The organism is Variovorax sp. OV084 (genome assembly GCF_900111625.1).
GTDB lineage: Bacteria > Pseudomonadota > Gammaproteobacteria > Burkholderiales > Burkholderiaceae_C > Variovorax.
In genome coordinates, this window is record NZ_FOII01000002.1 from 68579 (window position 1) to 92146 (window position 23568).

The 23568-nt window shown below is 67.8% G+C and carries 22 protein-coding genes; 15 read left to right on the top strand and 7 right to left on the bottom strand.

Translation table 11 applies throughout. The features are described from left to right. The first annotated feature begins 169 nt into the window (after positions 1–169). Complete coding sequence (locus BMW87_RS06645; RefSeq protein ID WP_177192744.1) at positions 170–1408, top strand: MFS transporter; 1239 nt, start codon at positions 170–172, stop codon at positions 1406–1408. Between the two features lie 10 nt (positions 1409–1418). Here BMW87_RS06645 and BMW87_RS35335 read toward each other — a convergent pair whose 3' ends face one another. Further along, the gene (locus BMW87_RS35335; protein ID WP_093075366.1) at positions 1419–2327 is read right to left on the bottom strand and encodes a LysR substrate-binding domain-containing protein; all 909 of its coding nucleotides are present in this window, start codon (positions 2325–2327) and stop codon (positions 1419–1421) included. Positions 2328–2438: 111 nt separating this feature from the next. Here BMW87_RS35335 and BMW87_RS06655 point away from each other — a divergent pair, with 111 nt between their 5' ends. The 5 genes from BMW87_RS06655 to BMW87_RS06675 are packed head-to-tail and all read left to right on the top strand — an operon-like array spanning position 2439 to position 7516. Then, a complete protein-coding gene (locus BMW87_RS06655) occupies positions 2439–3284 on the top strand; it encodes an HpcH/HpaI aldolase family protein (protein ID WP_093075368.1) in 846 nt (281 codons plus the stop codon). Further along, entirely contained in the window at positions 3268–4269 is a 1002-nt protein-coding gene (locus tag BMW87_RS06660; RefSeq protein ID WP_093075371.1) for a Bug family tripartite tricarboxylate transporter substrate binding protein, read from the top strand. The genes BMW87_RS06655 and BMW87_RS06660 overlap by 17 nt, the downstream gene beginning before the upstream one ends. A 42-nt stretch (positions 4270–4311) precedes the next feature. Beyond that, positions 4312–5205: an amidohydrolase family protein gene (locus tag BMW87_RS06665; RefSeq protein WP_093075373.1), complete on the top strand. Its 894-nt coding sequence runs from the start codon at positions 4312–4314 to the stop codon at positions 5203–5205. A gap of 31 nt (positions 5206–5236) precedes the next feature. Beyond that, positions 5237–6313 carry a hypothetical protein gene (locus tag BMW87_RS06670; RefSeq protein ID WP_177192745.1) on the top strand — a complete coding sequence of 359 codons (1077 nt, stop codon included), beginning with the start codon at positions 5237–5239 and terminating at the stop codon, positions 6311–6313. Positions 6314–6325: 12 nt separating this feature from the next. Next, positions 6326–7516 carry a DUF5624 domain-containing protein gene (locus BMW87_RS06675; RefSeq protein WP_093075378.1) on the top strand — a complete coding sequence of 397 codons (1191 nt, stop codon included), beginning with the start codon at positions 6326–6328 and terminating at the stop codon, positions 7514–7516. Between the two features lie 4 nt (positions 7517–7520). Here BMW87_RS06675 and BMW87_RS06680 read toward each other — a convergent pair whose 3' ends face one another. Beyond that, entirely contained in the window at positions 7521–8255 is a 735-nt protein-coding gene (locus BMW87_RS06680) for a helix-turn-helix domain-containing protein (RefSeq protein WP_093075381.1), read from the bottom strand. A 203-nt stretch (positions 8256–8458) separates the two neighbouring features. Here BMW87_RS06680 and BMW87_RS06685 point away from each other — a divergent pair, with 203 nt between their 5' ends. From BMW87_RS06685 to BMW87_RS06720, 8 genes are read left to right on the top strand one after another with little or no spacing between them, the layout of a single operon-like run. Beyond that, positions 8459–9616 carry an NAD(P)/FAD-dependent oxidoreductase gene (locus BMW87_RS06685; RefSeq protein ID WP_093075384.1) on the top strand — a complete coding sequence of 386 codons (1158 nt, stop codon included), beginning with the start codon at positions 8459–8461 and terminating at the stop codon, positions 9614–9616. Positions 9617–9660: 44 nt separating this feature from the next. After that, positions 9661–11112, top strand: coding sequence for a M81 family metallopeptidase (locus BMW87_RS06690; protein ID WP_093075386.1), 1452 nt, complete (start codon positions 9661–9663; stop codon positions 11110–11112). A 43-nt stretch (positions 11113–11155) separates the two neighbouring features. Continuing rightward, entirely contained in the window at positions 11156–12727 is a 1572-nt protein-coding gene (locus tag BMW87_RS06695; RefSeq protein ID WP_093075388.1) for an ABC transporter substrate-binding protein, read from the top strand. Positions 12728–12754: 27 nt separating this feature from the next. Continuing rightward, a complete protein-coding gene (locus BMW87_RS06700) occupies positions 12755–13690 on the top strand; it encodes an ABC transporter permease (protein ID WP_093075391.1) in 936 nt (311 codons plus the stop codon). A gap of 19 nt (positions 13691–13709) precedes the next feature. Continuing rightward, on the top strand, positions 13710–14612 hold the full coding sequence (locus tag BMW87_RS06705; RefSeq protein WP_093075394.1) for an ABC transporter permease: 903 nt from the start codon (positions 13710–13712) through the stop codon (positions 14610–14612). 10 nt (positions 14613–14622) lie between these two features. After that, the gene (locus tag BMW87_RS06710) at positions 14623–15654 is read left to right on the top strand and encodes an ABC transporter ATP-binding protein (protein ID WP_093075396.1); all 1032 of its coding nucleotides are present in this window, start codon (positions 14623–14625) and stop codon (positions 15652–15654) included. Continuing rightward, positions 15651–16640 (top strand): ABC transporter ATP-binding protein, encoded by a 990-nt coding sequence (locus tag BMW87_RS06715; RefSeq protein WP_093049917.1) that lies wholly within the window; start codon positions 15651–15653, stop codon positions 16638–16640. The genes BMW87_RS06710 and BMW87_RS06715 overlap by 4 nt, the downstream gene beginning before the upstream one ends. Before the next feature lie 22 nt (positions 16641–16662). Then, positions 16663–18120 carry an N-acyl-D-amino-acid deacylase family protein gene (locus BMW87_RS06720; RefSeq protein ID WP_093075399.1) on the top strand — a complete coding sequence of 486 codons (1458 nt, stop codon included), beginning with the start codon at positions 16663–16665 and terminating at the stop codon, positions 18118–18120. Positions 18121–18135: 15 nt separating this feature from the next. On the opposite strand, the gene BMW87_RS06725 is transcribed toward BMW87_RS06720, so the two are convergent. The 5 genes from BMW87_RS06725 to BMW87_RS06745 form a co-directional block, all read right to left on the bottom strand. Then, positions 18136–18348, bottom strand: a complete 213-nt coding sequence (locus tag BMW87_RS06725) for a hypothetical protein (RefSeq protein WP_093049911.1) — start codon at positions 18346–18348, stop codon at positions 18136–18138. Positions 18349–18477: 129 nt separating this feature from the next. Further along, on the bottom strand, positions 18478–19368 hold the full coding sequence (locus BMW87_RS06730; RefSeq protein WP_093049908.1) for a ZIP family metal transporter: 891 nt from the start codon (positions 19366–19368) through the stop codon (positions 18478–18480). Positions 19369–19489: 121 nt separating this feature from the next. After that, a complete protein-coding gene (locus tag BMW87_RS06735; RefSeq protein WP_093075402.1) occupies positions 19490–20386 on the bottom strand; it encodes a dienelactone hydrolase family protein in 897 nt (298 codons plus the stop codon). Positions 20387–20488: 102 nt separating this feature from the next. Continuing rightward, a complete protein-coding gene (locus BMW87_RS06740; protein WP_093075405.1) occupies positions 20489–21229 on the bottom strand; it encodes an aspartate/glutamate racemase family protein in 741 nt (246 codons plus the stop codon). Positions 21230–21260: 31 nt separating this feature from the next. Then, complete coding sequence (locus BMW87_RS06745) at positions 21261–22151, bottom strand: transporter substrate-binding domain-containing protein (protein ID WP_093075407.1); 891 nt, start codon at positions 22149–22151, stop codon at positions 21261–21263. 187 nt (positions 22152–22338) lie between these two features. Between BMW87_RS06745 and BMW87_RS06750 the strand changes: the two genes are divergently transcribed. After that, positions 22339–23550: a D-amino acid dehydrogenase gene (locus tag BMW87_RS06750; RefSeq protein WP_093075410.1), complete on the top strand. Its 1212-nt coding sequence runs from the start codon at positions 22339–22341 to the stop codon at positions 23548–23550. The last annotated feature ends 18 nt before the right edge of the window (positions 23551–23568 follow it).

Below are 23568 nucleotides of genomic sequence, written 5' to 3' on the forward strand. Positions count from 1 at the left end.
TCGGAGACACGGCAACGACAGGGTTTGCCCGACTGGTTCACCGCAGGGCTCCATACGCAAAAGCTACCGCAATGCATTCCGGAAAATGTATTTGTGGATATGCATGGCGGCTCCTAGCATCGGCCGCATCAGCGCCAAAGAGCAGCTGCATCCATCAGGAGACAAAAACATGTCATCGCTCCCACTCGCCGGCGCCAGCCGCCCGCCACGCGCCCTCCCCTACGCCAGCCGCTTCTCGATCGTCGTCTGCTTCCTGATCGCATTGATCGACGGCTACGACACGCTGATGCTGTCCTTCGTCGCACCGCTCATCTCCAGGGAATGGGGCATGCCGCCCGGCGCCTTCGGCAAGGTGTTCGCCGTGAGCTTCGCGGGCGCTGTGGTGGGCGCACTCACCGTGGGTGCGGCGGCCGACCGCTTCGGCAGGCGCCGGCTGCTGCTTGCTTCGATCCTGGTGGCAGGCGGCTTCATCCTGCTGAGTGCGACATCGGCCAGCCCGGAGCAGCTGATGCTGTGGCGCTTTCTCTCGGGCATCGGCCTCGGCGGCGCGATTCCCACCATCTCGGCGCTGGCGGCCGAGCATGCGCATCCGGACCAACGCAGCGCGACGGTCTCGCGCATGTTCCTGGGCTTTCCCATCGGGGCCGTGGCCGGTGGCGCCATCACGGCAGCGCTGATGCAGTCGGTGGGCTGGCGCGGCATCTTCATCGGTGGTGGCACGTTCGCGCTGGCGCTGCTGCCGCTGGTGTTCGCGATATCCGAGTCGGGGCGCACGAGCACCACGGCAGCGGACGCAAGCCCCGTCCATGCCAGGCGCCCGCTCGCCGAACTCGTCGCCGAAGGACGCGGCCCCGGCACGGTGCTGATCGCCACCGCCGCCTTCATGATCCTGCTGGTCAGCTACTTCCTGCTGAGCTGGACGCCCAGCGTGCTCGCCATGAACGGCATGAGCCCGCAGCGCTCGGCGCTCGCTGGCGTGATGCTCAACGTGGGCGGCGTTGCCGGCGCCTTCGCCATGTCCTTCGTGGTGGCGCGGCGCAGCCCCTTCGGACCGGTGGCGCTGTGCCTGGCGCTGGGCGCTGCGCTCGTGCCCTTCTTCGGCTTCCACATCGTCGGCAGCGAGGTCGCCGCCTTCTGCCTGGTGTTCGCCATCGGCCTGCTGGTGATCGGCGGACAGATGAACATCCCCGCGCTGTGCGTGCACTACTACCCGGCGAGCGTGCGCGCAACCGGCGTGGGGCTGTCGATGTCCGTCGGCCGCATCGGCTCCATCGTGGGGCCGCTGGTCGGTGGGCTGCTGGTGGGTGCGAAGTTGCCGTGGGGGCAGCTGTTCTTGCTCGCCGCGATCCCGGCCTTCATCGCGGCGGCGGCCCTGGGCTGGATCGCTTACCGCAAGCCGCGCGGCTGACAGATCGTCGTCAGCGCTTGCGGCTCGACGCGACCTGCGTGCCGCGCAACAGCCGCAACAGGCTGTCGAGGTGCGGATTGGCGTCTGCATCGCGGTAGCCCAGATACAGGCTCGACACCGCGTCCTTGTCGAGGATGCGGCTGTACAGCACCCCTTCGAGCTGGATGCACTGCGTGTCGGCCGGCACGATGGCCACGCCGAAGCCCGCCGCCACCAGCCCGACCATGGTCGAGGCCTCCCGCGTCTCGTGCATCACCGCCGGGCGGAAGCCCGCCTTAGCGCACAGCTCTTGCACCTTCCAGTACAGGCCGATGCCCGCGTCGCGCGGATAGACGATCAGCGGCACGTCCTTCAGTTCGCGGATGTGGATGCCCTTGCCACGCGTGAGCACGTGCTGCTGCGGCATCGCCGCGACCAGCGGCGCCGAGTACCACTCCTCGATGGTCACGCCCACCGGAATGCTCACGTTGGGCTTGCGCAGCACGCCGAGGTCGAGCTCGCGGGCATTGATGGCGTCGAGCTGATGCATCGACGCCATTTCCCGCAACTGCAGCTCGACCGCCGGAAAGCTCGCGCGGTACTGGCGAATGCCCGATGGCAGCGCCGTCGTGAGCATCGACGAAGCGGTGAAGCCCACGTTGAGCTTGCCGACCTCGCCCGCTGCGGCGCTCTGCACTTCGTCTTTCGCGCTCTGCACCGAGGCAAGGATGGTGCGCGCCCGGTCGAGAAAGTGCCGCCCGGCCTGCGTGAGATACACGCGGCGCTTGTCGCGCTCGAAAAGCTGCACCCCCAGCTCTTCTTCGAGCCCCCGAATCTGCGTGCTCAGGGGCGGCTGTGCCATGTAGAGGCGTTCCGCGGCGCGGGTGAAGTTGAGTTCTTCCGCCACGGCAACGAAGTAGCGCAGGTGTCGAAGTTCCACGATATCTCCAGCGTATCGAATGCAATCCGAATCCGGTATTTCCGGATATGACGCCCATTCTCTAGCATCCCTTCACACCTTTACAACCACAGAGACAAAGGAAGAACCCGCATGGTGCAAGACAGCGCAACGGCGTCCGCCGACGCCGCATCGACCAATCTCGTCGTGAGCCGCCTGCGCCAGCGCCTGCCGGTGGCGGCACTGGGCATCCGCGCTTCGCGCACGCCCGACATCGCACGCATCGCCAAGGCCAGCGGCCACCACGCGATCTGGGTGGACCTGGAGCACAGCAGCATCGCCATCGACGCGGCCGTGCAGATCTGTGCCGCCGCAATGGACATCGGCCTCATGCCCTTCGTGCGTGTGCCGGAGCGCGAGTACGGCGTAATCGGCCGGCTGCTCGACGGCGGTGCGGGCGGCATCATCGCGCCGCGCATCGAGACCGTGGCACAGGCCGAAGACCTCGTGGCCGCCTGCCGCTTTCCGCCGCTGGGCCACCGCTCGGCCATCGGCACGCTGCCGCACGTGGGCTATCGCAAGATGGCCGCGGCGGATTTCAACGTCGCCATGAACCAGGCGACCGCGCTGAAGGTGCTGATCGAAAGCCCGCTGGGCATCGAGAACATCGAGCGCATCGCCGCGGTGCCGGGCATCGACATCGTGGGCATCGGCACCAACGACCTGACCGCCGAGCTGGGCGTGGCCGGTGACTTCAAGCACCCGCTGGTACGCGCCGCGCACGAGACTGCGCTGGCCGCCTGCCTGCGCGCGGGAAAGCCGCTCGCCATCGGCGGCATCGCCGACGCGGCCTACTCGGCCGAGCTGGTGCACCGTGGTGCAGCGCCTTTCCTCATGACCGGCATCGACACCGACATGCTGCTGGCCGCCGCGCACGAGCGCGTCGCGAAGGCGTTGAGTTCGGTCGGTGTGGAGAACGGCGATGCGGTCGTGCGCTGAAGCAGCCCTGCGCCGCACAGGCGCCGTGCTCGCGCTGCTGCTCGGAACGCTGGCCTTGCCCGGCCCTGCGCTCGCCCAGGTTGCACAAGGAGCGACGACCCTCGTCGTGCCGACGCCGCCGGGTGGCCCCATCGACCGCGTCGCCCGCATCGTGGCGCAGGGCCTGTCTTCCGTGCTGGGGGAACCGGTGGTGGTCGAGAACAAGGGCGGGGCCGCCGGCAAGATCGGCGTGCAGGCGGCTCTGCGGGCCGCACGCGACGGCCACACGCTGATTGCGGTCTCGCCTTCCATCGCATCGGTCAATCCGGTGGTCGACAAGGCGGCGGGCTATGACCCGCTCAAGGACTTCGATCCGCTCGGCATCGTCGCCTTCAACGACGGCGTGCTGGCGGTGCGCGCCGACCTGCCCGTGACCGACATGCCAGGGCTCGTGGCCTATGCGAAAGCACACCCCGGCGCGCTGACATACGGCTCCTTCGGCGTCGGCACCAGCCTGCACCTGCAGACCGAGGAGTTGCTGCACACGCTCGGCATCACGGCGCGGCACGTGCCCTACAAGGGCGAGGCGCAGGCGATGAATGCGCTGATCGCAGGCGAGGTCGACATGATGGCTTACGTCACCTCGCCCATCGTGCCCTTCGTGGCAAACGGCCGCGCGCGGGCGCTCGCCGCCACGGCATCGACCCGCTGGGCTGCGCTGCCCGCGGTGCCGAGCTTTGCGGAGACCGGCATCGACGCACTGCGCAACTACACCTACCGCTCGTGGGTCGGAATCGTGCTGCCGGCAGGCGTGCCGGCGGCTGCGCGGCAGCGTGCCACTGCGGCGCTGCGCGAGGTGCTGGCCCGGCCCGAGACGCTCAAGGCACTCGAGGCGCAGGGCTTCGCGCCGGTCACGCCCGACGCCGAGACGATGCGCCGCACCGTCACCGCCGAACTCGAGCGCAACCGCCGGCTGATTGCCGCCGGCGGTATCTCGCTCGAATGAGCCTTCATCGATTTCTTCCTTTCATCTTTTTCCTTCGACATCATGAGTTCCCAGATCCTCACTTCCACGCCCATGCGCGCGCCCGAAACGCTGGCGCGCCCCGCCTTCACCGTGCCTGCCGGCGCCTGCGACTCGCACGTGCACGTGTTCGAAAGCGAAGACCGCTACCCGCACGTCGACCAGCCGCACTACACGCTGCCCGACGGCCCGCTCACCAAGCTCGACGCCATGTGCGAGTCGCTGGGCCTGGCGCGCTATGTGATCGTGCAGCCCAGCTTCTACGGCACCGACAACCGCTGCATGCTCGACGCCCTGGAGATCGCCGGCGAACGCGCGCGCGGCGTGGCCATGGTGGACGACAGCGTCACCGAAGAGACGCTGCACGACATGCACCGCCGCGGCGTGCGCGCGCTGCGGCTCGACCTGTTTCTGCGCTCGGGCCTGCCGACCGCCGAGCTGGTGCAGTACATCCAGCGCAGCGTGCGCATGACGAAGACTCTGGGCTGGCACCTGCAGTTCTACACGCCGGGCTGGGTGGTGCGCGACCTCATTCCGTACCTGGGCGACATCGATGCCGACTTCGTCATCGACCACATGGGCTACATGCTCGAGAGCGACGGCCTCACGCGGCAGGACTTCGACCGCCTGCTGCGGGTGCTGGCCGACGGGCGCGGCTGGATGAAGCTCTCCGGCCCCTACCGCGTGGCCAAGGACGGCAACTTCGAGAAGCTGCGCCCGCTGGCGCACGCCATCGTCGACGCCCTGCCCGAGCGCACCATCTGGGGCAGCGACTGGCCGCACATTCCCGACGGCGCGCGCGACACCGGCGAGCTGCTGAACCTGCTCGCGCCGTGGGCGCCCGACGCACCGGCGCGCCAGCGCATCCTGGTGGACAACCCGGCGCGGCTGTTCGGCTTTGCGCCGATTCCGCAGTAAGGTGCGCATGCCGAACGAAAGAACGACCGCGATGAAAAACATCCAGGACCTCGACACCTCCGGCGCGCGCGCGGCGGAGACCTTCATTCACGGCGGCACGCGCTACCTCGTGGTGCCGCAGCTCGCAGTCGACGTGCCGGGGCAGCCCGCGATGATCACCGTGGGCAACAGCGATATCGACGCGCTGGTGTACCGCTGGCAGGGCGAAACCTTCGTGCCGCACACGCGACTGCCCGTGCCAGGTGGAGAAGACGCGGAGTTCTTCGAGATCGGCGGCCGCGCCTTCCTGGCCACCGCCAGCCTGAAGTCGGGAGCCGGTCCGTACGAGCTCAACGTCGACTCGGTCATCTTCGAACTGAAGGACGGCGCGTTCACCGAGTTCCAGCGCGTACCCACTTTCGCGGCCAAGCAATGGACGCACTTCACCATCGGCGAACGCCACTTTCTGGCGCTCGCACAAGGCGTGCCGATGGAAGGCACCGAGGCCCGGAATCCGTCGAAGTCGGCCATCTACGAATGGAACGGCCAGTGCTTCGCCGAGTTCCAGGTCATCGACTCGACCTGGGGCTACAACTTCGCGTTCTTCGAGATCGGCGGGCAGCGCTTCCTGGCCTATGCCGACCACGTGGCGCGCTCGCGCGTCATGCTGTGGAGCGGCACGCGCTTCGAAGACTTCCAGCTGCTCGACGGCAAGACCGGCCGCGCCTTCCAGTTCTTCGAGGCACAGGGCGAAGCCTGGCTGGCCTTCGCCTGCCTGCACGACGACACCGTGCTGCTGCGCTGGAACGGCACCGGCTTCGTCACGCACCAGACGCTGAGCGGCCCCGGCGGGCGCGAGTTTGTCTGGCGCGAAGATGCGCAGGGTGGCGAGCTGGTGCAGATCAACTTTCTGCTCGGCAGCCGCGAGGCACCCATTACCTCGCTGACCTCGGTTGGCTACCGCTTCGCCGACGGCAAGCTGGTGCCGCAGCGGGAGTTTCCGACCTCCGGCGGCACCGACGCCTGCGCCTTCGAGGACAGCGGCCACGCCTACCTGGTGGTGACCAACAGCCTCGGCGCCGACATCCGCTTTCGCACGCCGAGCAAGGTGTACCGGCTCGGCGCATAGACAGGAGCCACCATGACGGCAAACCCGAATTTCCAGAGCCCCGAGTTCCTGCGCCTCTTCGAGACCTACACCGCGAGCGCCGACAGCATCGGCGCGAAGATGACGCACGCCACCGCCGAGGCCGCGCCCGACGCGGCGCTGATCGTTGCCACGGCGGCCGACTTCATCCTGTTCCCCGGCAGGGGCAGGCCGCCCGAGGTCGAGGGCTACCGGCTCACGACGCGCGGCTTCAAGGAACTGGCGGCGGTGTCGCACCTCGGCCCCGCGCTGGCCTCGCTGGTGCGACTGCGCGAGCTCGACCCCGAAGGCACGCTGTGGCGCAGCGAAACCGAACGCCTGCTCGCCGCCACCGTGGCCGCGCGCGAGGCCAACAGCGTGGCGCTCTGGTGCGACGACATCGCAGTGCCCGCCTATCGGGGCCGCGAGACGGCGATCACGAACATGGTGCACTACGCCTGCGAAGTCACAGAGCGCTATATCGCGCGTGCCCTCGCCCACCCCGAGACCCTCACGGCCGCCGACCTGCGCACGCACTACCTCGAAGCCACGGGCGATGCCATCGGCGCGAGCGTGCCGATGAACAAGGTGATGATCGCCACCTTCTTCCTCGTCGGCCTGGACACCGGGCACCGCGTGATCGCATGGTTCGAGCGCCACCGCATCGACTGGGCGAACGCAATGGTGCTGATCGTGGGCAGACAGGGCCGCCCCACCGCGGGCGTTACCTGGAGCACCAACGCCGTGTGCTCGATGATCCTCGCCTCGTCGCACCATGCGCTGCCGCTGGAGCGCGTGTACATCGCACCGCATGCACCGGCGCCCACCTTCACCTACCCCGTCGACCTGCCGGCCGTGTCTGCCCACGAGGCGCCGATGCGCAAGCTCTGGTGGGCCACGCGGGCCATGAGCGACCTGGGGCCGATGATGTACGAGGGCTACCCGCGCTTCGCCCCCGGGCGCGGCGGCCGGCCGGTGCTGCAGCCCGACACCACCGAAGTCAGCGAGATGCCCGCCATCGGCGGACCGGAGGACTGGCATGCGCTCAACACCCGCATGCGCGTGATCCTCGAAGACCCGCGGCAGCTGCTGGCGGGTTGCGTTACCGACTACGCGGCGGACCAGCTGCAGGGCAATGGCAACGACCCGCTGAAGGCGGTGGTGCCGGGCCTGGACGGCACGGACTACCCCGCGTATTTCTCCTGAGGGGCTAGGCGCCCTTTCTGCTTGCTGGCGCCTTGGCCTTCACGGTCTTGCGTGCCGCAGGCTTGGCCGGCACCGGCGCCTTGCGCGCCTCTCCCTCGCGCGCGGACTGCATGTGCCGGCTCTCGCCAATGGTCATGCCCACGATCCGCGCGAGCTGCCGGCTCACGCTGATGTACGCATGGCCGAGGCGGCTGTCGAAGTACAGCGAATCACCGCGCGCCATGTGCAGCACTTCGCCGTTGTCGAAGTGCACCTCGATCTCGCCCGACAGCACATAGGCGAACTCTTCGCCCGCATGCCGCACGAAGTCTTCCGGCCCGTGGATGCGCCGCGCATGCACCGTGCCCACGATGGGGCTCATCTGCTTGCCCGCCGCCGTGGTGCCCAGGAACTCGTAGGCAATCGACAGCCCCCGGTACACCACGCCCTTGCCCGCGCGCGTGACCACCGGCCCGTCGAGCTGCGCGGGCTTGACGCCGGCGCCCGCGAACATCGCGTTCATGTCCATCTCGAGCGCACGGCCCAGCGCGGTGAAGTTTTCATAACCCAACGCGAGCTGCCCGCGCTCGGCGCGCGAGATGGTGGTGATCGACACGCCCGAGCGCTCGGCCAGCTGTGCCAGCGTCCAGCCGAAACGCTTGCGCGCGCTGCGCAGGCGATGACCGAAAGTGGTGCGGTCCAGCGTGGGCGGCTCGTCCTTCGGCTTCGTTGCCGTCCTGGTCCCTGTGTGTGGATTCACGCTTGGCTTTCTCTTGTGATGCAAGTGGATTCTGCCAGCCGGGCAGTGCGCCATCCATGCCAACCCGCGTGACGCAGGCGCGGAAGTTGCGTATACGCAAATTGCGTTGACGCAAATTTCACCGAAGCGGTGCACCATGGTTTCCCCTTGGTGCCACCAAATCAATTTGCGTATCCGCAAATTTCTACCTACACTTTTTGCCAATGACTTCCAGCACCCCAACGCCCGTCGTGGCAGATTTCCTCGTGATCGGCGGCGGCATCGCCGGGGCTTCGGTGGCCCATTGGCTCGCACCGCATGCCAGCGTGATCCTTCTCGAACGCGAGTCGCAGCCGGGCTACCACTCCACCGGCCGCTCCGCCGCCCTCTTCATGGAAAGCTACGGCACGCCGCAGGTGCGCGCCCTCACCATGGCGAGCCGCGCCTTCCTCGAACATCCGCCCGAAGGCTTCTCGGAGCACCCGCTGCTCACGCCGCGCGGCGCGATGATGGTCGCGAGTGCCGATCACATGGCCGAGCTCGAAGCCCACTGGGAGGTGCTGCGCGCCATGGACACCGGCGCCTCGCGCCTGAGCGGCGAGCAGGCCCGCGAGATGGTGCCGGCGCTGCGCCCCGAGCAGGTGATGGGTGCGGTGTACGAACCCGACGCGTCCGACATGGACGTGCACGCCATCCACCAGGGCTACCTGCGCGGCATGCGGCGCGCCGGCGGCAAGCTGGTGTGCGATGCCGGCGTTACGGCCATCGAACGCGTGGGCGAGCACTGGCGCGTGGAGGCCGGCGGCGCCGTGTACGAGGCGCCCGTGGTGCTCAACGCGGCGGGCGCATGGGTCGACACCGTCGCACGCATGGCGGGCGTGCCTCCGCTGGGCATCGAGCCGCGCCGGCGCTCGGCCTTCATCTTCGCGCCGCCCGAGGGCCAGAGCGTCGCGCACTGGCCCATGGTGTTCGGCGCCGACGAAGGCTGGTACATCAAGCCCGACGCCGGCATGCTGCTCGGCTCGCCGGCCAATGCCGACCCGGTCGAGCCGCAGGACATACAGCCCGAGGAGATGGACATCGCCATCGCCATGCACCGCATCGAGGAAGCGACCACGCTCGCCATCCGCCGCCCCACGCGCACCTGGGCCGGCCTGCGCTCCTTCGTGGCCGACGGCGACCTGGTAGGCGGCTTCGAGCCCGGCGTGCCCGGCTTCTTCTGGGTGGCGGCGCAAGGCGGCTACGGCATCCAGACCTCGGCCGCCATGGGCGAGGCCTGCGCCGCGCTGGCACGCGGACTGCCGCTGCCGGAGCGCATCGCCTCCTTCGGGCTCACGGCCGGGATGCTGGGCCCGCAGCGGCTGCGCACGGCCACCGCCTGACCACGCCCCCAATAACAAACACATCCAACCCACGAGACATCACCATGCGCGTTTTCAGTGCCTCCCTCGCCACCGAAACCAACACCTTCGGCCCGATGCCGACCGGCCTCGCCTCCTTCAAGGACCGCGGCTACTTCCCCGCCGGCAAGCACCCCGAAGCGATGACGCTGTTCTCGGGCCCGCTGTGGGCCGCGCGCATGCGCGGCGCCGACAAGGGCTGGACGCTCTTCGAAGGCATGGTGGCCGGCGCACAGCCCAGCGGCACCACCACGCGCCACGCCTACGAGACGCTGCGCGATGAACTGCTGGCCGACCTGCGCGCGGTGCTGCCGGTCGACATGGTGCTGCTCGGCCTGCACGGCGCGATGGTGGCCGACGGCTACGACGACTGCGAAGGCGACCTGCTGGCGCGCGTGCGGCAGATCGTCGGGCCCGGCGTGGTGATCGGCGCGGAGCTCGACCCGCACAACCACCTCACGCCCGCGATGGTGAAGAACTCCGACCTGATGATCTCGTTCAAGGAGTACCCGCACACCGACGTGCTCGAGCGCGGGCTGGAGCTGGTGGACATCTGCGCCGCCATGGTCGAAGGCAAGGTCAAGCCGGTGGCCGCGGTGGTCGACTGCGACATGATCGTCACGGTCCACACCTCGCGCCAGCCGGCGCGCGGCTTCGTCGAGCGCATGCAGTCGCTCGAGGGCAAGAACGGCGTGCTGTCGGTCTCGCTCACGCACGGCTTCTCTTGGGGCGACGTGCCCGAGATGGGCACCAAGGTGCTGGTCTACACAGACGGCAACCAGGCCCAGGCCGACGCTTTTGCGCGCCAGCTCGCCGACGAAGTCATCGCCATGCGCGACGGCCTCACGGTCAACTACCCGAGCATCGATGCCTCGCTCGACGAAGCACTGGCCTTCGACGGCGGCCCGGTGGTGCTGTCCGACGGTGCGGACAACCCCGGCGGCGGCGCGGCAAGCGACTCCACCTTCATCCTGCGCCGCATGGTCGAGCGCGGCATCACCAACGCGGCGCTGGGCCCGCTGTGGGACCCGATCGCGGTGCGCATCGCATTCGACGCAGGCGTGGGCGCCAGGCTGCAGATGCGCATCGGCGGCAAGATCAGCCCGCTCTCTGGCGATCCGCTGGACCTCGACTGCACCGTGAAGGCGCTGAAGCACGACCTGGTGATGACGGGCCTGGCAGGCACGCCCACGCTGATGGGCGACAGCGCGCTGATCGAGGCGAACGGCATCGAGATCGTGCTGATCACGCTGCGCAACCAGGCGATGGGCACCGATCTGTTCACGCAGCTGGGCTGCGACCTCGCCGCGAAGAAGATCATCGTCGTGAAGTCGTCGCAGCACTTCTACGCGTCGTACTCCAAGGTGGCGAAGCACGTCATCTACGCGGGCGCACCGGGCGCCGTGACGCTCGACCTGAACACGCTGCCGTACCGCAAGGCCCGCTTGCCCAAGTGGCCGATCGGCGTCGCCGCCTGACCTCCTCTTTTTCTTTCCTTCGCCCCCGACCGGAGAACCGACGATGAAACGACGAACGCTTGCCGCCCTCGCTGCCCTGGTGCTTTCTCTCCCGGCGTTCGCCCAGACGCCGCCTCCCAAGACGCTGAAGGTGGTGGCGCACGCCGACCTGAAGATCCTCGACCCGACCTTCACCACGGCGTACATCTCGCGCAACTTCGGCTACATGGTCTACGACACGCTGTTCGCGCAGGATGCGAGCGGCAAGCCCCAGCCGCAGATGGTCGACAAATACACGACCTCGAAAGACGGCAAGCAGTGGAGCTTCACGCTGCGCCCGGGCCTCAAGTTCTCCGACGGCAGCGCCGTGACTTCGGCCGACGCCATCGCCTCGCTGCAGCGCTGGGCCGCACGCGACAGCCTGGGCCGCGCGATGGTGGCGAGCGGCGCCGAGTGGAAGGCAACCGATGCGCGCAGCTTCACACTCACGCTCAACGAGCCCTTCGGCATGGTGCTTGAGGCACTGGCCAAGCCCTCGGGTTTTCCGCCGGTGATCCTGCCCGAGCGGCTGGCCAAGATGCCGGCCACCGCGCCGCTGACCGAGGTGCTGGGTTCAGGCCCCTTCATCTTCAAGCGCGAAGAATGGGTGCCGGGCAACAAGACGGTGTTCGTGCGCAACCCCAACTATGTGGCGCGCAGCGAACCGCCAAGCGGCCTGTCGGGCAGCAAGAAGAGCAGCTTCGATCGCGTCGAATGGCTCTACCTGCCCGACGCCAACAGCGCGGTGGCCGCCCTGAAGCGCGGCGAAGTCGACCTCATCGAACAACTGCCTCCCGACTACATCGCGCCGCTGCGCACCGACACCAGCGTGAAGATCGGCGCCTTCGGCACCTACCAGGGCTTCCTGGTGATGAACCAGCTGCATCCGCCCTTCGACAACCCGAAGGTGCGCCAGGCGCTGCTGCAGGCCGTGAGCCAGGAACGCTTCGTGGCGGCCATGGGCTTCCCGCTGGACATGCGCATGGCCTACTGCGCCACCTACTTCATCTGCGGCAGCCCCAACGACACGGCCGCCGGCGCCGACCCCTACCGCAAGGCCGACGTGGCCAAGGCCAAGCAGCTGCTCGCAGCCTCCGGCTACAAGGGCGAGAGGGTGGTGCTGATGGTGCCCAGCGACGTGCCCTACCTCAACGCAGAGGCACTGATGGCCGCGCAGACCATGAAGAGCATCGGCCTGAACGTCGATGCGCAGAGCATGGACTGGGCCTCCATCGGCGCGCGCCGTGCCAAGCGCGACGCGGCCGACGCGGGCGGCTGGAACATGTACGTCACCGTGGCCGGCGAATTCGACGCCAACTCGCCCATCGCCAATGCCTACCTGGGCGCGGCGTGCGGCAACACGCTGCCCGGCTGGCCCTGCGACAAGCCGCTCGACGAGCTGCGCACCGCATGGCTGAAAGAGACTGTGCCGGCCAAGCGCAAGGAGCTGCTCGACGCCTTCCAGCGCCGCGCCTACGAAGCCGTGCCGTACATCAACGCGGGCCAGTACTCGGCCGCGTTCGCCGCGCGCGCCAGCCTCAAGGGGCTGGACAAACTCTGGGCCGGCCTGCCGACGGTCTGGGTACTCGACAAGTAAGACGAAGCGCCAGCACAAGGCATCGCCATGGGCTACATCGTTCGACGCTTTCTCTCGACGCTCCCCGTCATGGCGGTGGTGGCCGTGGTGGTGTTCCTGCTGATCCACCTGTCGCCCGGCGACCCGGCCGCGCTCATCGCGGGCGACCTTGCAACCACCGAGGACATCGAGAAGCTGCGCGCCGCGCTCGGCCTGAACCTGCCGCTGTGGCAGCAGTTCGTGCTGTGGGTCGGCAAGCTGTTCACCGGCGACCTCGGCACCTCGATCTTCACGCAGATGCCGGTGGCGCAGCTGCTGGGGCAGCGGCTGGAGCCGACGGTGTCGATCGCCGCGCTGACCATGCTCATCACGCTGGTGGTGTCGGTGCCGCTGGGCACGCTCGCGGCGCATCGCGCGGGCAGCTGGATCGACCGGCTGGTGATGCTGTTCGCGGTGCTGGCCTTCTCAGTGCCGGTGTTCCTGGTGGGCTACCTGCTGGTCTACAGCTTCGCGGTCCAGCTGCCGTGGTTTCCGGTGCAGGGCTATGTGCACTTTGCCGAGGGTCCGGGCGAGTGGCTGCGGTCGCTGGTGCTGCCCTGCGTGAACCTGGCGCTGGTGTACATCGCTCTGGTGACGCGCATGACGCGCGCCACCGTGCTCGAAGTGCTGCACGAGGACTACATCCGCACCGCGCGCGCCAAGGGCCTGGGCGTGCTGCCGGTGCTGGGGCATGCGCTGCGCAACACGGCCATCCCCATCGCCACCACCGTCGGCGCGGGCATCGCGCTGCTGATCGGCGGCGTGGTCGTCACCGAAACGGTGTTCGCCATTCCGGGCGTGGGCCGGCTCGTGATCGATTCGGTGCAGCGGCATGACTACCCGGTGATCCAGAGCGTGCTGCTGCTCTCGGCGGGGGTGTATGTGCTGATCAACCTGCTGATCGACCTGAGCTACCGCCTGTTCGACCCGCGCATCCAGTACTGATGAAGAAGAACCCCACGCAATGTCCACGGTCCTTCCCTTGAACACCATCCAGACACCCGACGCCGCGGCCGACGACGAAGCCCCTTTCGTGCCGCCGCGCTGGCGCTGGGTGCGCAAGCACCCGACGCTGATCATCGGTGCGCTGCTGCTGATTGCGGTGGCCATTCTCTCCATCGCCGCGCCGTGGATCGCCACGCACGATCCGCAGGACATCGACCCGCTCGCGCGCATGCAGCCGCCCTCCGGCGAGCACTGGTTCGGCACCGATGCGCTGGGCCGCGACGTATTCAGCCGCGCCGTGTGGGGCGGGCGCGTTTCGATGATCGTGGGCGCCGCGGTCGCGGTGCTGGCCACCTTCTTCGGCATCGCGCTCGGACTGGTGTCGGGCTTCGTGCGCTGGGCGGACGGGCCGATCATGCGGGTGATGGACGGGCTCATGGCCATTCCCGGCATCCTGCTGGCCATCGCGCTCATGGCGGTGACGCGCGCCAGCCTGACGACGGTGATCATCGCCATCACGGTGCCCGAGATTCCGCGCGTGGTGCGGCTGGTGCGATCGCTTGCGCTCACGCTGCGCGAGCAGTTGTTCGTGGAGGCAGCACACGCGGTAGGCACGCGGCTGCCGGTGATCCTGGTGCGCCACGTGCTGCCGAACATCGTGGCGCCGTTGGTGGTGCAGGCCACCTTCGTGGCGGCGGCCGCCGTGCTGACCGAGGCCGCACTCTCATTCCTCGGCGTGGGCGTGCCTTCGCAGACGCCGAGCTGGGGCAACATGATGGCCGAGGGGCGCAACTTCGTGACGGTGGCGTTTCACATCATCCTGTACCCGGGGCTGCTGCTGGCGGCGACGGTGCTGGCGATCAACCTGCTGGGCGACGGTCTGCGCGATGCGCTGGACCCGCGCCTGGCACGGCAGCTGTGAAGGACATGTCATGACGATCACCATGTCCCACACCGCTCTCGCCCCCGGCGAGCCTCTGCTCGAAGTCGACAACCTGCGCACGCATTTCCACACGCTGGCCGGCGTGGTGCGCTCGGTCGACGGGGTTTCGTACACGGTGCGCGCGGGCCGCACGCTCGGCGTGGTCGGCGAATCGGGCTGCGGCAAGAGCGTGACGGCGCTGTCGATCCTGCGGCTGGTGCCGACACCGCCCGGACGCCACATGGGCGCGGTGCGGCTGCGCGGCACCGACCTGATGCAGCTCAGCGAACGCGAGATGCGGCAGATTCGCGGCAACCGCATCTCGATGATTTTCCAGGAGCCGATGACATCGCTGAACCCGGTGCTCACCGTGGGCCGGCAGATCGCAGAGACGGTGCAGTTGCACCAGAAGGCCAGCCGCGCCGATGCGATGAAGCGCGCGGTCGAGATGCTGCGCGTGGTGCAGATCCCCGAGCCCGAGCGACGCGTGAACGAGTACCCGCACCAGCTTTCGGGCGGCATGCGCCAGCGCGTGATGATCGCGCTGGCCCTGGCCTGCAACCCCGAAGTGCTGATCGCCGACGAGCCGACGACGGCGCTCGACGTGACGATCCAGGCGCAGATCCTCGACCTCATCAAGCGCCTGCAGAAGGAGCTGGGCATGGGCGTGGTGATGATCACGCACGACCTCGGCGTGGTGGCCGAAAGCTGCGATCGCGTGGTCGTGATGTATGCCGGCAAGAAGGTCGAGGAGGCTGACGTGATCGACCTTTTCGACCGCCCGCTGCACCCCTACACGCGTGCTCTGATGGCCTCGATGCCCGCGATGAACACCGCGAGCACGCGGCTCACCGAGATTCCGGGGCTGGTGCCGGCCGCACACGAACTTGGGCGCGGCTGCGCCTTTGCGGCGCGCTGCAGCCATGCGCGCGAACGCTGCCGCGCCGAGACGCCGCAGCTCGTGCAGCAAGGCGGCGACCATGTGGTGGCGTGCTTTGCAGTCGAAGAACACTGGGCAGGTACCGAGGAGATGGCTGCATGACAACGACCGCTGCAACGCCACTGCTGCAGGTGCGCAACCTGCGCAAGCACTACATCTCGCCCAAGCGCTGGCTGCGGCCGGCCAGGCCTTCGATCCAGGCGGTCGACGGTGTGTCGTTCTCTGTTGCGCGCGGCGAAACGCTGTCGCTGGTCGGCGAATCGGGCTGCGGCAAGACGACCACGGCCAAGTCGGTCATGCGGCTGGTCGAGCCGACCTCGGGCTCGGTGGAGCTCGAGGGCGAGGAGCTGCTGACGCTGTCCGCTGAGGACATGCGCATGCGCCGGCGGCAGCTGCAGATTATTTTTCAGGACCCGTATGCCTCGCTGAACCCGCGCCTGACAGCCGGAGACATCGTGGCCGAGCCGCTGCGAAACTTCGGCATGGGCATGGCAGCGGAACGGCGCGAGCGCGTGCAGTGGCTGTTCTCGCGCGTCGGGCTGCGGCCCGAGGCGGCGAAGAAGTTTCCGCACGAGTTCTCGGGCGGACAGCGGCAACGGCTGGGCATTGCGCGTGCATTGGCGCTGAACCCGAAGCTGATCGTGTGCGACGAGCCGGTGTCGGCGCTCGACGTGTCAGTGCAGGCGCAGGTGGTCAACCTGCTGATGGACCTGCAGGCCGAGTTCGGTATCGCGTATCTCTTCGTGGCGCACGACCTTGCGGTGGTGCGGCACATCAGCCATCGCGTGGCAGTGATGTACCTCGGGCACATCGTGGAAATTGCCGACCGCGACACGCTGTTCTCTTCGCCGCTGCATCCATACACCGAGATTCTTCTGTCGGCCGTGCCCGTGCCCAATCCACGCACGCCCGCACGCCGCATGCTGCTGCAGGGCGATCCGCCGAGCCCCGCCAACCCGCCTTCGGGCTGCCGCTTTCACACGCGTTGCCCGATGGCGCAGGCCGTATGCAAGGAGAAGACGCCCGAGCTGAGCGAGCGGCCGTCGTCCGCGAACGGCAGCCACTGGGTTGCCTGCCATTTCCGCTGAAGAAGAAAGAAAGGATCTTTCCGTGTCCGAAAAACCTCCCCACTACGACCTGCTGATCCGCGGCGGCACCGTCATCGACGGCACCAAGGCGCCGCGTTTCGATGCCGACGTCGGCATCGTGAACGGCCGCATCGCCGCCATCGGCAAGCTCGCGGGCCACACGGCCGAACAGACGCTCGACGCCACCGGCCGCATCGTCGCGCCTGGCTTCATCGACTCGCACACGCACGACGACCAGGCCGTGCTGTCGCAGGCGCAGATGCCGTTCAAGGTGTCGCAGGGCGTGACCACGGTGGTGGCAGGCAACTGCGGCATCAGCGCCGCACCGCTGCGCGCCGACATGGACCTGCCGATGCCGCTGAGCCTGCTCGACTCGCCGGCGGAAGGCCGCTTCACCACCTTCGCGGCGTACCTCGATGCGCTGCGCGCCACGCCCTCATCGGTGAACGTGGCGGCGATGGTGGGCCATTCGACCTTGCGCGCCGTGGTCATGGCCGACCTCGACCGCCCCGCCAACGACAGCGAGATCGCCGCCATGCAGGCGCTCGTCGAAGAAGCCATGCAGGCCGGCGCCATCGGCCTGTCGACCGGCACTTTCTATCCGCCGGCCGTGAAGGCGACGACCGAGGAGATCATCGAAGTCGGCCGCCCGCTCAGCTCGCGCAAGGCGCTGTACGTGACCCACATGCGCGACGAGAGCGACCGCGTGATGGAGTCGCTGGAAGAAACCTTCCACATCGGCCGCGCGCTCGACATTCCGGTCGTGGTGTCGCACCACAAGGTGCAGAACACGCAGAACTTCGGCAAGACGAAAGTCACGCTGCCTTTCATCAAGGAAGCGATGCAGCACCAGTGCATCGGGCTCGACTGCTACCCCTACACGGCCGGCTCCACCATGATCCGCACCGACCGCGGAATGATGGAAGGCCGCGTGCTCATCGCATCGAGCGTGCCGCACCCTGAATGCGCAGGCCGCGACCTGAAAGACATTGCAGCCGAATGGGGCGTGTCCGGCGAAGAGGCGGCCAGGCGGCTGCAGCCCGGCAGCGCGATCTATTTCATGATGGACGAGGACGACGTGCAGCGCATCCTCGCGTTCGACGAGACCATGATCGGCTCGGACGGCATTCCGCTGGGCGAGAAGCCGCATCCGCGCCTGTGGGGCACCTTTCCGCGCGTGCTGGGCCACTACAGCCGCGACATCGGCCTGTTCCCTCTGGAGACGGCGGTGTGGAAGATGACGGGGCTCACGGCGCGAAACTTCGGCCTGCACGAGCGCGGCACGCTGAAGCCGGGCCACCATGCCGACGTGGTGATCTTCAACGCCGCGACGGTGCGCGACACCGCGAACTACGAAACGCCGATGCAGCCGGCAGAGGGCATCGATGCGGTGATCGTGAATGGCGCCGTGACCTGGCGCGATGGGTCGCACTGCGGGGTGCGCAACGGGCAGGTGATCACGCGGCGCGCGACTGCCTGAATGGCTTGAACAGGCTCAGTCCGGAGCGTTCATCACGCGGTCGAATTCTTCGTCGGCCGGCACGTTGTCGGCATCGAGTTCGCTCGCATCGGTGAGATCGATGCCCGTTTCCTCCGACAGGTCGTCGGACACGTCGCTGTCCTGCTCCTCGAAGTCATCGGCGGGCGTGTCGTCCTCATCGTCTTCGGCGGGCGAGGCGGATCGCGCGGTGGCGTCGATGGTGTTCATGATCGGTTCCTCGGCTGATTTCTGACAGACCCCCTATGGTGCGCCTGTTTCGGCCGTTCCGGTTCATCCGGCGCGCAGCGTCGGTGTCGGAAAGTTTCCCGCGGGATTCGCTAACCGGCTGACCGACCGTCAGTCCTTGTGCACGTGGCCGTGCTCCCCGTGGCCCGGGTCGTCGTGGCCGTGGTCGTGCCCATGCTCGCCATGCGCCAGCCGGCTCACTAGCGTGACCAGCACGATGCCCGCGGCCAGCCACAGGATCTGCGCGGCGGTCTGGCGTGCCGGCAGGCGCTTCTGCAGCTGCGGAATCAGGTCGGCCAACGCCACGTAGACAAAACTGCTGCCGGCCAGCACCAGGAAGTACGGCAGCCAGCTGTGCAGCTGGTCGACCAGCCACCAGCCCGCGATGCCGCCCAGCGCGGTCATGGTGCCGGCGAGCGACACCTTCACCAGCGCCGCGCGCTGGTTGGCGGAGCTCTGGCGCAGCACGACGAGGTCGCCGATGTGGTGCGGAATTTCGTGCGCCAGCACCGCGATGGCGGCAACCAGGCCCAGGCGCAGGTCGGCGGTGAAGGCCGAGGCGATCAGGATGCCGTCGCCGAAGCAGTGCACGCTGTCGCCTGTGAGCACGGCCCAGCCACCGGTTCGGGGGCCGTGGTCGTGCGTGTGGCCATGCGAGTGCCCGTGGTCATGATCGTGCCCCTCGTGCGCGCTCTTCTCGTCGCCATGGTGATGTTCGTGCCCGTGGTGCCACAACTCGGCCTTGTCGAGCAGGAAGAAGAACACCAGCCCGAACAACAGCACCGCGAACAGCAGCGCGGGCTCGATGCGGCTCTCGAACGCCTCGGGCAGCAGATGCATGAACGCCGTGGCAAGCAGCGCGCCAGCTGCCAGGCTCAGCAGATGCTGCGGGTTCACGCCGCCCGAGCCGCTGCGCACGCCCACCTTCAGCAGGAGGGCCGCGAGCCAGACGCTTCCGATACCGGCAACCAGGGTCGCCGCGATGATGACTATCAAATTCATAGCTGCTTGCGCAAGAGGAGCGGCCGCTGAAACTGTTTCAACAAGGCCGTTGTCCGTTCATAAAAAGAGAAAAGGCCGTCATTCGACGGCCTTCGGCGGGGGTGGCTACAGGGCGCCGCGTTCAGGCGACGCCATTGGCTTTGAACCAGGCCGTGGCACGTTGCCAGCCGTCGTCCGCCGCGCTCTTGACATAGCTGGGGCGGTAGTCGGCATGGAATGCGTGGCCTGCTTCGGGGTACACGACGAAGCTCGACGCCTTGGCCGCCGGGGTTCCAGTGGCCAGAGCTGCTTTCATCTTATCAACCGTGTCAAGGGGGATCCCCTGGTCTTTTCCGCCGTACAGGCCAAGCACCGGCGCCTGCAGGCTGGCGGCGATGTCGATGGGGTGCTTCGGCGTCAGTTCGCTGGGCTGCCCGACCAGCCGGCCGTACCACGCCACGCCCGCCTTGACCTTGCCGGTGGCGGCATACAGCCACACGATGCGCCCGCCCCAGCAGAAGCCGGTGATGCCGGCCTTGCTGGTGTCGCCGCCGTTGGCCTTGGCATAGGCCAGCGCGCCGTCGAGGTCGGCCAGCACCTGTGCGTCGGGCACCTTGCTGACGATGTCGGCCTGCAGCTTGGGAATGTCGGTGTAGCCGCGCGGGTCACCCTGGCGCGCATACAGCTCTGGCGCGATGGCCAGGTAGCCGAGCTGGGCGAAGCGGCGGCAGGTGTCGGCGATGTACTCGTGCACGCCGAAGATTTCCTGGATCACCAGAATCACCGGCAGGCCAGTCTTGCCGGCGGGTGCCGCAGCGTAGGCGGGCACATCGAAGCCGTTGACGGTGTACTTGATCGGGCCGGCCTTCAGGCCTTCGGCCGAGGTGCTGATGGCAGTCTGCGCGGCCACCGGCAGCACGGCGGCGGCATAGCCCACGCCGATGGCGGCCTTGAGTGCAGTGCGGCGCGTGGCGCCCTGCTCGGTGCTCTCGCCGGGGCGAAGCGAATCGAAGTCGGAACGGCTGTCGTCGAGGGGCATGGGAAGGGCTCCAGTTGGATCGTCGGACAAGGGGCGTTGCGCTATCAAAAACGCACGCCGCAATGTAGGCGAAATCGACTCCTGCCTCTATGTCCCCTGGTTTCAGTGGGGTTGGTAGGCCCGCCGGGCCAGCGCCGCGGCCAGTACCTGCGCGGGGTCGACGAGGTCGAGGCCCGCCACCGCGGCCGAACCCTGCAGACCCAGCGGCACTTCGGTACAGCCCATGATGATGGTGACGGGGCCATGGCGCTCGGCCAGCCGCAGTGCCACATCGGAAAAGCATTGCTCGGCGAGCTGCATGTTGCCGGCCTTCACGCCGTCGAAGATGCCGCGCGTGATGGTGTGGCGCTCCGCCGGCGTCGGCACGTGGCAGCCCAGGCCCGCTTCGGCCAGCGCCTGTTCGTAGAGGCGCACGCGGTAGGTGCCCTCGGTAGCCATCAGCGCGACGCTGGTCGTGCCCTGCCCGGCCAGCTGTTGCGCGGTTTCGCGCGCCATGTGCAGCAGTTCGACCTGCGGAAAGCGCTCCTGCAGGTTGGCATGCCAGGCATGCGCGGTGTTGCATGCGATGGCCACGGCCCGGCTGCCGAGCGCGGCCAGCCGGCCCAGCGCCTGCAGCATCGGCTCCAGCGGCTGGTGCGCGCCCTGTTCCGCCGAAGCCAGCGCGTCGGTACGGTCGGGCACCGGCACCTGCGCGAGCCAGTGTTCGGGAAAGGACTGGTCGCGCACCGGCTCGCCGCGCGCGCGCATCTGCTGCGCGCAGGCCTGCACGAAGAGCCGCACGAAGTCGGCGCCCGCTGCGGGGCCCATGCCTCCAAGAATGCCGACCACCTGCGTCACTGCCATGTCCTTTTCTTATCTTCTCGTCGCGCCTGGATCAGGTCGCGGGCTTGTCGCTGAGAGCTTTCAGGTTCTCTTTCAGCTGCGGGCTCATCGGCAGGTTCAGCGGCACGTTCTTCGGCGGGATCGGCTGCATGAACCACTTGTTGTAGAGCTTCTCGAACTCGCCGCTCTTCATCAGGCCGGCGAAGGTGTCGTCGACCAGCTTCTTGAAGGCCGGGTCGTCCTTGGGCAGCATGCAGGCATAGGGCTCGACCTGCAGGGAATCGCCCACCACCTCGAAGTCGGCCGGCGTCTTGGCGTTGGCGATCAGGCCGAACAGCAGGATGTCGTCCATGGCGAAGGCCACCGCACGGTCGCTCTCGACCAGCAGGAACGAATCGGCGTGGTCCTTGCCGAGCACGATGTCCATGCCGAGGTTCTTCTCGGTGTTGTACTTGCGCATTACCAGTGCGTTGGTGGTGCCTGTAGTGCTGGCCACGGTCTTCTTCGCGAGGTCGGCGTAGTTCTTGATCTTCGAAGACTTCTTCACCAGCAGGCGCGTGCCGGTGTAGAAGTGGTTGATGGCAAAGGCTACGTCCTTGCCGCGCGCGGTGTTGTTGGTGGTGGAGCCGCACTCCAGGTCAACCGTGCCGTTGGTGATCAGCGGAATACGGTTCTGCGAGGTGACGGGCATGAGCGCGACCTGCAGGTTGGGCTTGTTCAGTTTTTTCTTCACCGCCTCGACCACGGCGTTGGAGAGTTCGACCGAGAACCCGATCGGCTTGTTGGGGCCGTCGAGATAGCTGAAGGGCACCGACGACTCGCGATAAGAGAGCGTGATCTTGCCGGACTCGGCGATCTTGGCCAGCGTGTCGGCAGCCTGCGCGCCAGTGGCGCTGAAGAGCACCGTTGCGGCCATGGAAGCCATGAGGACGGGGAGTTTCATGCGAGCCTTCATTCGGTTGGACTGAACATGCGGCCAGTTTAAGAAGCAGCGAAACAAAACAACAATTCCAATTGAAAGCCGACCCATGCCCAAAGGTTATGGGCGGGGGTTCTTTTGGCATTTCCGGCCGGAGCCCCGCGCGCCTACAGTCACGGCTCAAGTTCTCAATCTCCGGAAAGTTGCCTCCATGCATGTGTGTGTGCTCGGTGCCGGCATCGTGGGCCTGGCCACCGCCTGGCAGCTCGAACGCCAGGGCCACAAGGTCACCGTGATCGACCGCGCCGCCCCTGGCGCGGGCGCAAGCGGCGGCAATGGCGCGCAGCTCAGCTACTCGTACGTGCAGCCACTGGCCGACCCGTCGATCTGGAAGCAGTTGCCCAAGCTGCTGCTGTCGCCCACATCGCCGCTCAAGCTGCAGCCGCAGCTCGACCCGCTGCAATGGCGCTGGGGCATGGCCTTTCTCGCGGCCTGCAACGCGCAGACTTCGCGCGACACGACGGCTAGGCTGCTGGCGCTGGCCGCATCGAGCCGTACGGAGTTCGAGGCGATGCGCGCCGATATCGCACCCGATTGCGATTTCTCGGCCACCGGCAAGCTGGTGCTGTATGCCAGCTCGGCTTCGCTCGAGGGTGCGCGCGCGCAGCTCGAACTGCAGCGCGCCATGGGCAGCGAACAGCGCCTGGTAACACCTGACGAATGCATCGCCATCGAGCCCGCGCTTGCCAGCTACCGCGGCCAGATGGCGGGCGCCGTGCACACGCCGAGCGAGTGCGCGGCCGACTGCCTCAAGGTGTGCACCGAGCTCATGCGGGCATTGAGCGAGCGCGGCGTGCGCTTCATGCTCGGTGCCGACGTGCATGGCTTTGCACGCAGCGAGAACCGCATCGCGGCCGTGCACACCAGCGAAGGCGACGTGGAGGCTGATGCCTTCGTGATGGCGCTGGGCTCTGCCTCGCACAAGCTGGGCCGTGCGCTGGGGGCCTATCTACCGGTGTACCCGCTCAAGGGCTACAGCATTACCGTGGAGGTCGATCCGTCGCCCGGCGCCGCGCCGCACGTGAACGTGACCGACAGCGCACGCAAGGTGGTGTTCGCGCGCATCGGCTCGCGCCTGCGCGTGGCGGGCATGGCCGAGCTGGTGGGGCACGACGCAAGCATTCCTGCGACGCGCATCGAGACGCTGGCAACGGCGACGCGTGCCCTCTTCCCGCATGCGAGCCGGCTCGAGGAACTGCACCCGTGGACAGGCATGCGGCCCGCCACGCCGAAAGGATTGCCGATCATCGGCCGGCTGGAGAGCACGCCATCGAACATGCTGTTCAACACCGGTCATGGCGCGCTGGGGTTCACGCTGGCCTTCGGCTCGGCGCTGCGGATCGGGCAGGCCTTGCAGGCCTGAGCGCAGCCTGCCTCCTTC

Excerpts from the sequence above, each read along its gene's own strand:
- BMW87_RS06645 (WP_177192744.1), top strand. The coding sequence starts at position 170 with ATGTCATCGCTCCCACTCGCCGGCGCCAGCCGCCCGCCACGCGCCCTC.
- BMW87_RS06655 (WP_093075368.1), top strand. The coding sequence starts at position 2,439 with ATGGTGCAAGACAGCGCAACGGCGTCCGCCGACGCCGCATCGACCAAT.
- BMW87_RS06660 (WP_093075371.1), top strand. The coding sequence starts at position 3,268 with ATGCGGTCGTGCGCTGAAGCAGCCCTGCGCCGCACAGGCGCCGTGCTC.
- BMW87_RS06665 (WP_093075373.1), top strand. The coding sequence starts at position 4,312 with ATGAGTTCCCAGATCCTCACTTCCACGCCCATGCGCGCGCCCGAAACG.
- BMW87_RS06670 (WP_177192745.1), top strand. The coding sequence starts at position 5,237 with ATGAAAAACATCCAGGACCTCGACACCTCCGGCGCGCGCGCGGCGGAG.
- BMW87_RS06675 (WP_093075378.1), top strand. The coding sequence starts at position 6,326 with ATGACGGCAAACCCGAATTTCCAGAGCCCCGAGTTCCTGCGCCTCTTC.
- BMW87_RS06685 (WP_093075384.1), top strand. The coding sequence starts at position 8,459 with ATGACTTCCAGCACCCCAACGCCCGTCGTGGCAGATTTCCTCGTGATC.
- BMW87_RS06690 (WP_093075386.1), top strand. The coding sequence starts at position 9,661 with ATGCGCGTTTTCAGTGCCTCCCTCGCCACCGAAACCAACACCTTCGGC.
- BMW87_RS06695 (WP_093075388.1), top strand. The coding sequence starts at position 11,156 with ATGAAACGACGAACGCTTGCCGCCCTCGCTGCCCTGGTGCTTTCTCTC.
- BMW87_RS06700 (WP_093075391.1), top strand. The coding sequence starts at position 12,755 with ATGGGCTACATCGTTCGACGCTTTCTCTCGACGCTCCCCGTCATGGCG.
- BMW87_RS06705 (WP_093075394.1), top strand. The coding sequence starts at position 13,710 with ATGTCCACGGTCCTTCCCTTGAACACCATCCAGACACCCGACGCCGCG.
- BMW87_RS06710 (WP_093075396.1), top strand. The coding sequence starts at position 14,623 with ATGACGATCACCATGTCCCACACCGCTCTCGCCCCCGGCGAGCCTCTG.
- BMW87_RS06715 (WP_093049917.1), top strand. The coding sequence starts at position 15,651 with ATGACAACGACCGCTGCAACGCCACTGCTGCAGGTGCGCAACCTGCGC.
- BMW87_RS06725 (WP_093049911.1), bottom strand. The coding sequence starts at position 18,348 with ATGAACACCATCGACGCCACCGCGCGATCCGCCTCGCCCGCCGAAGAC.
- BMW87_RS06730 (WP_093049908.1), bottom strand. The coding sequence starts at position 19,368 with ATGAATTTGATAGTCATCATCGCGGCGACCCTGGTTGCCGGTATCGGA.
- BMW87_RS06735 (WP_093075402.1), bottom strand. The coding sequence starts at position 20,386 with ATGCCCCTCGACGACAGCCGTTCCGACTTCGATTCGCTTCGCCCCGGC.
- BMW87_RS06740 (WP_093075405.1), bottom strand. The coding sequence starts at position 21,229 with ATGGCAGTGACGCAGGTGGTCGGCATTCTTGGAGGCATGGGCCCCGCA.
- BMW87_RS06745 (WP_093075407.1), bottom strand. The coding sequence starts at position 22,151 with ATGAAACTCCCCGTCCTCATGGCTTCCATGGCCGCAACGGTGCTCTTC.
- BMW87_RS06750 (WP_093075410.1), top strand. The coding sequence starts at position 22,339 with ATGCATGTGTGTGTGCTCGGTGCCGGCATCGTGGGCCTGGCCACCGCC.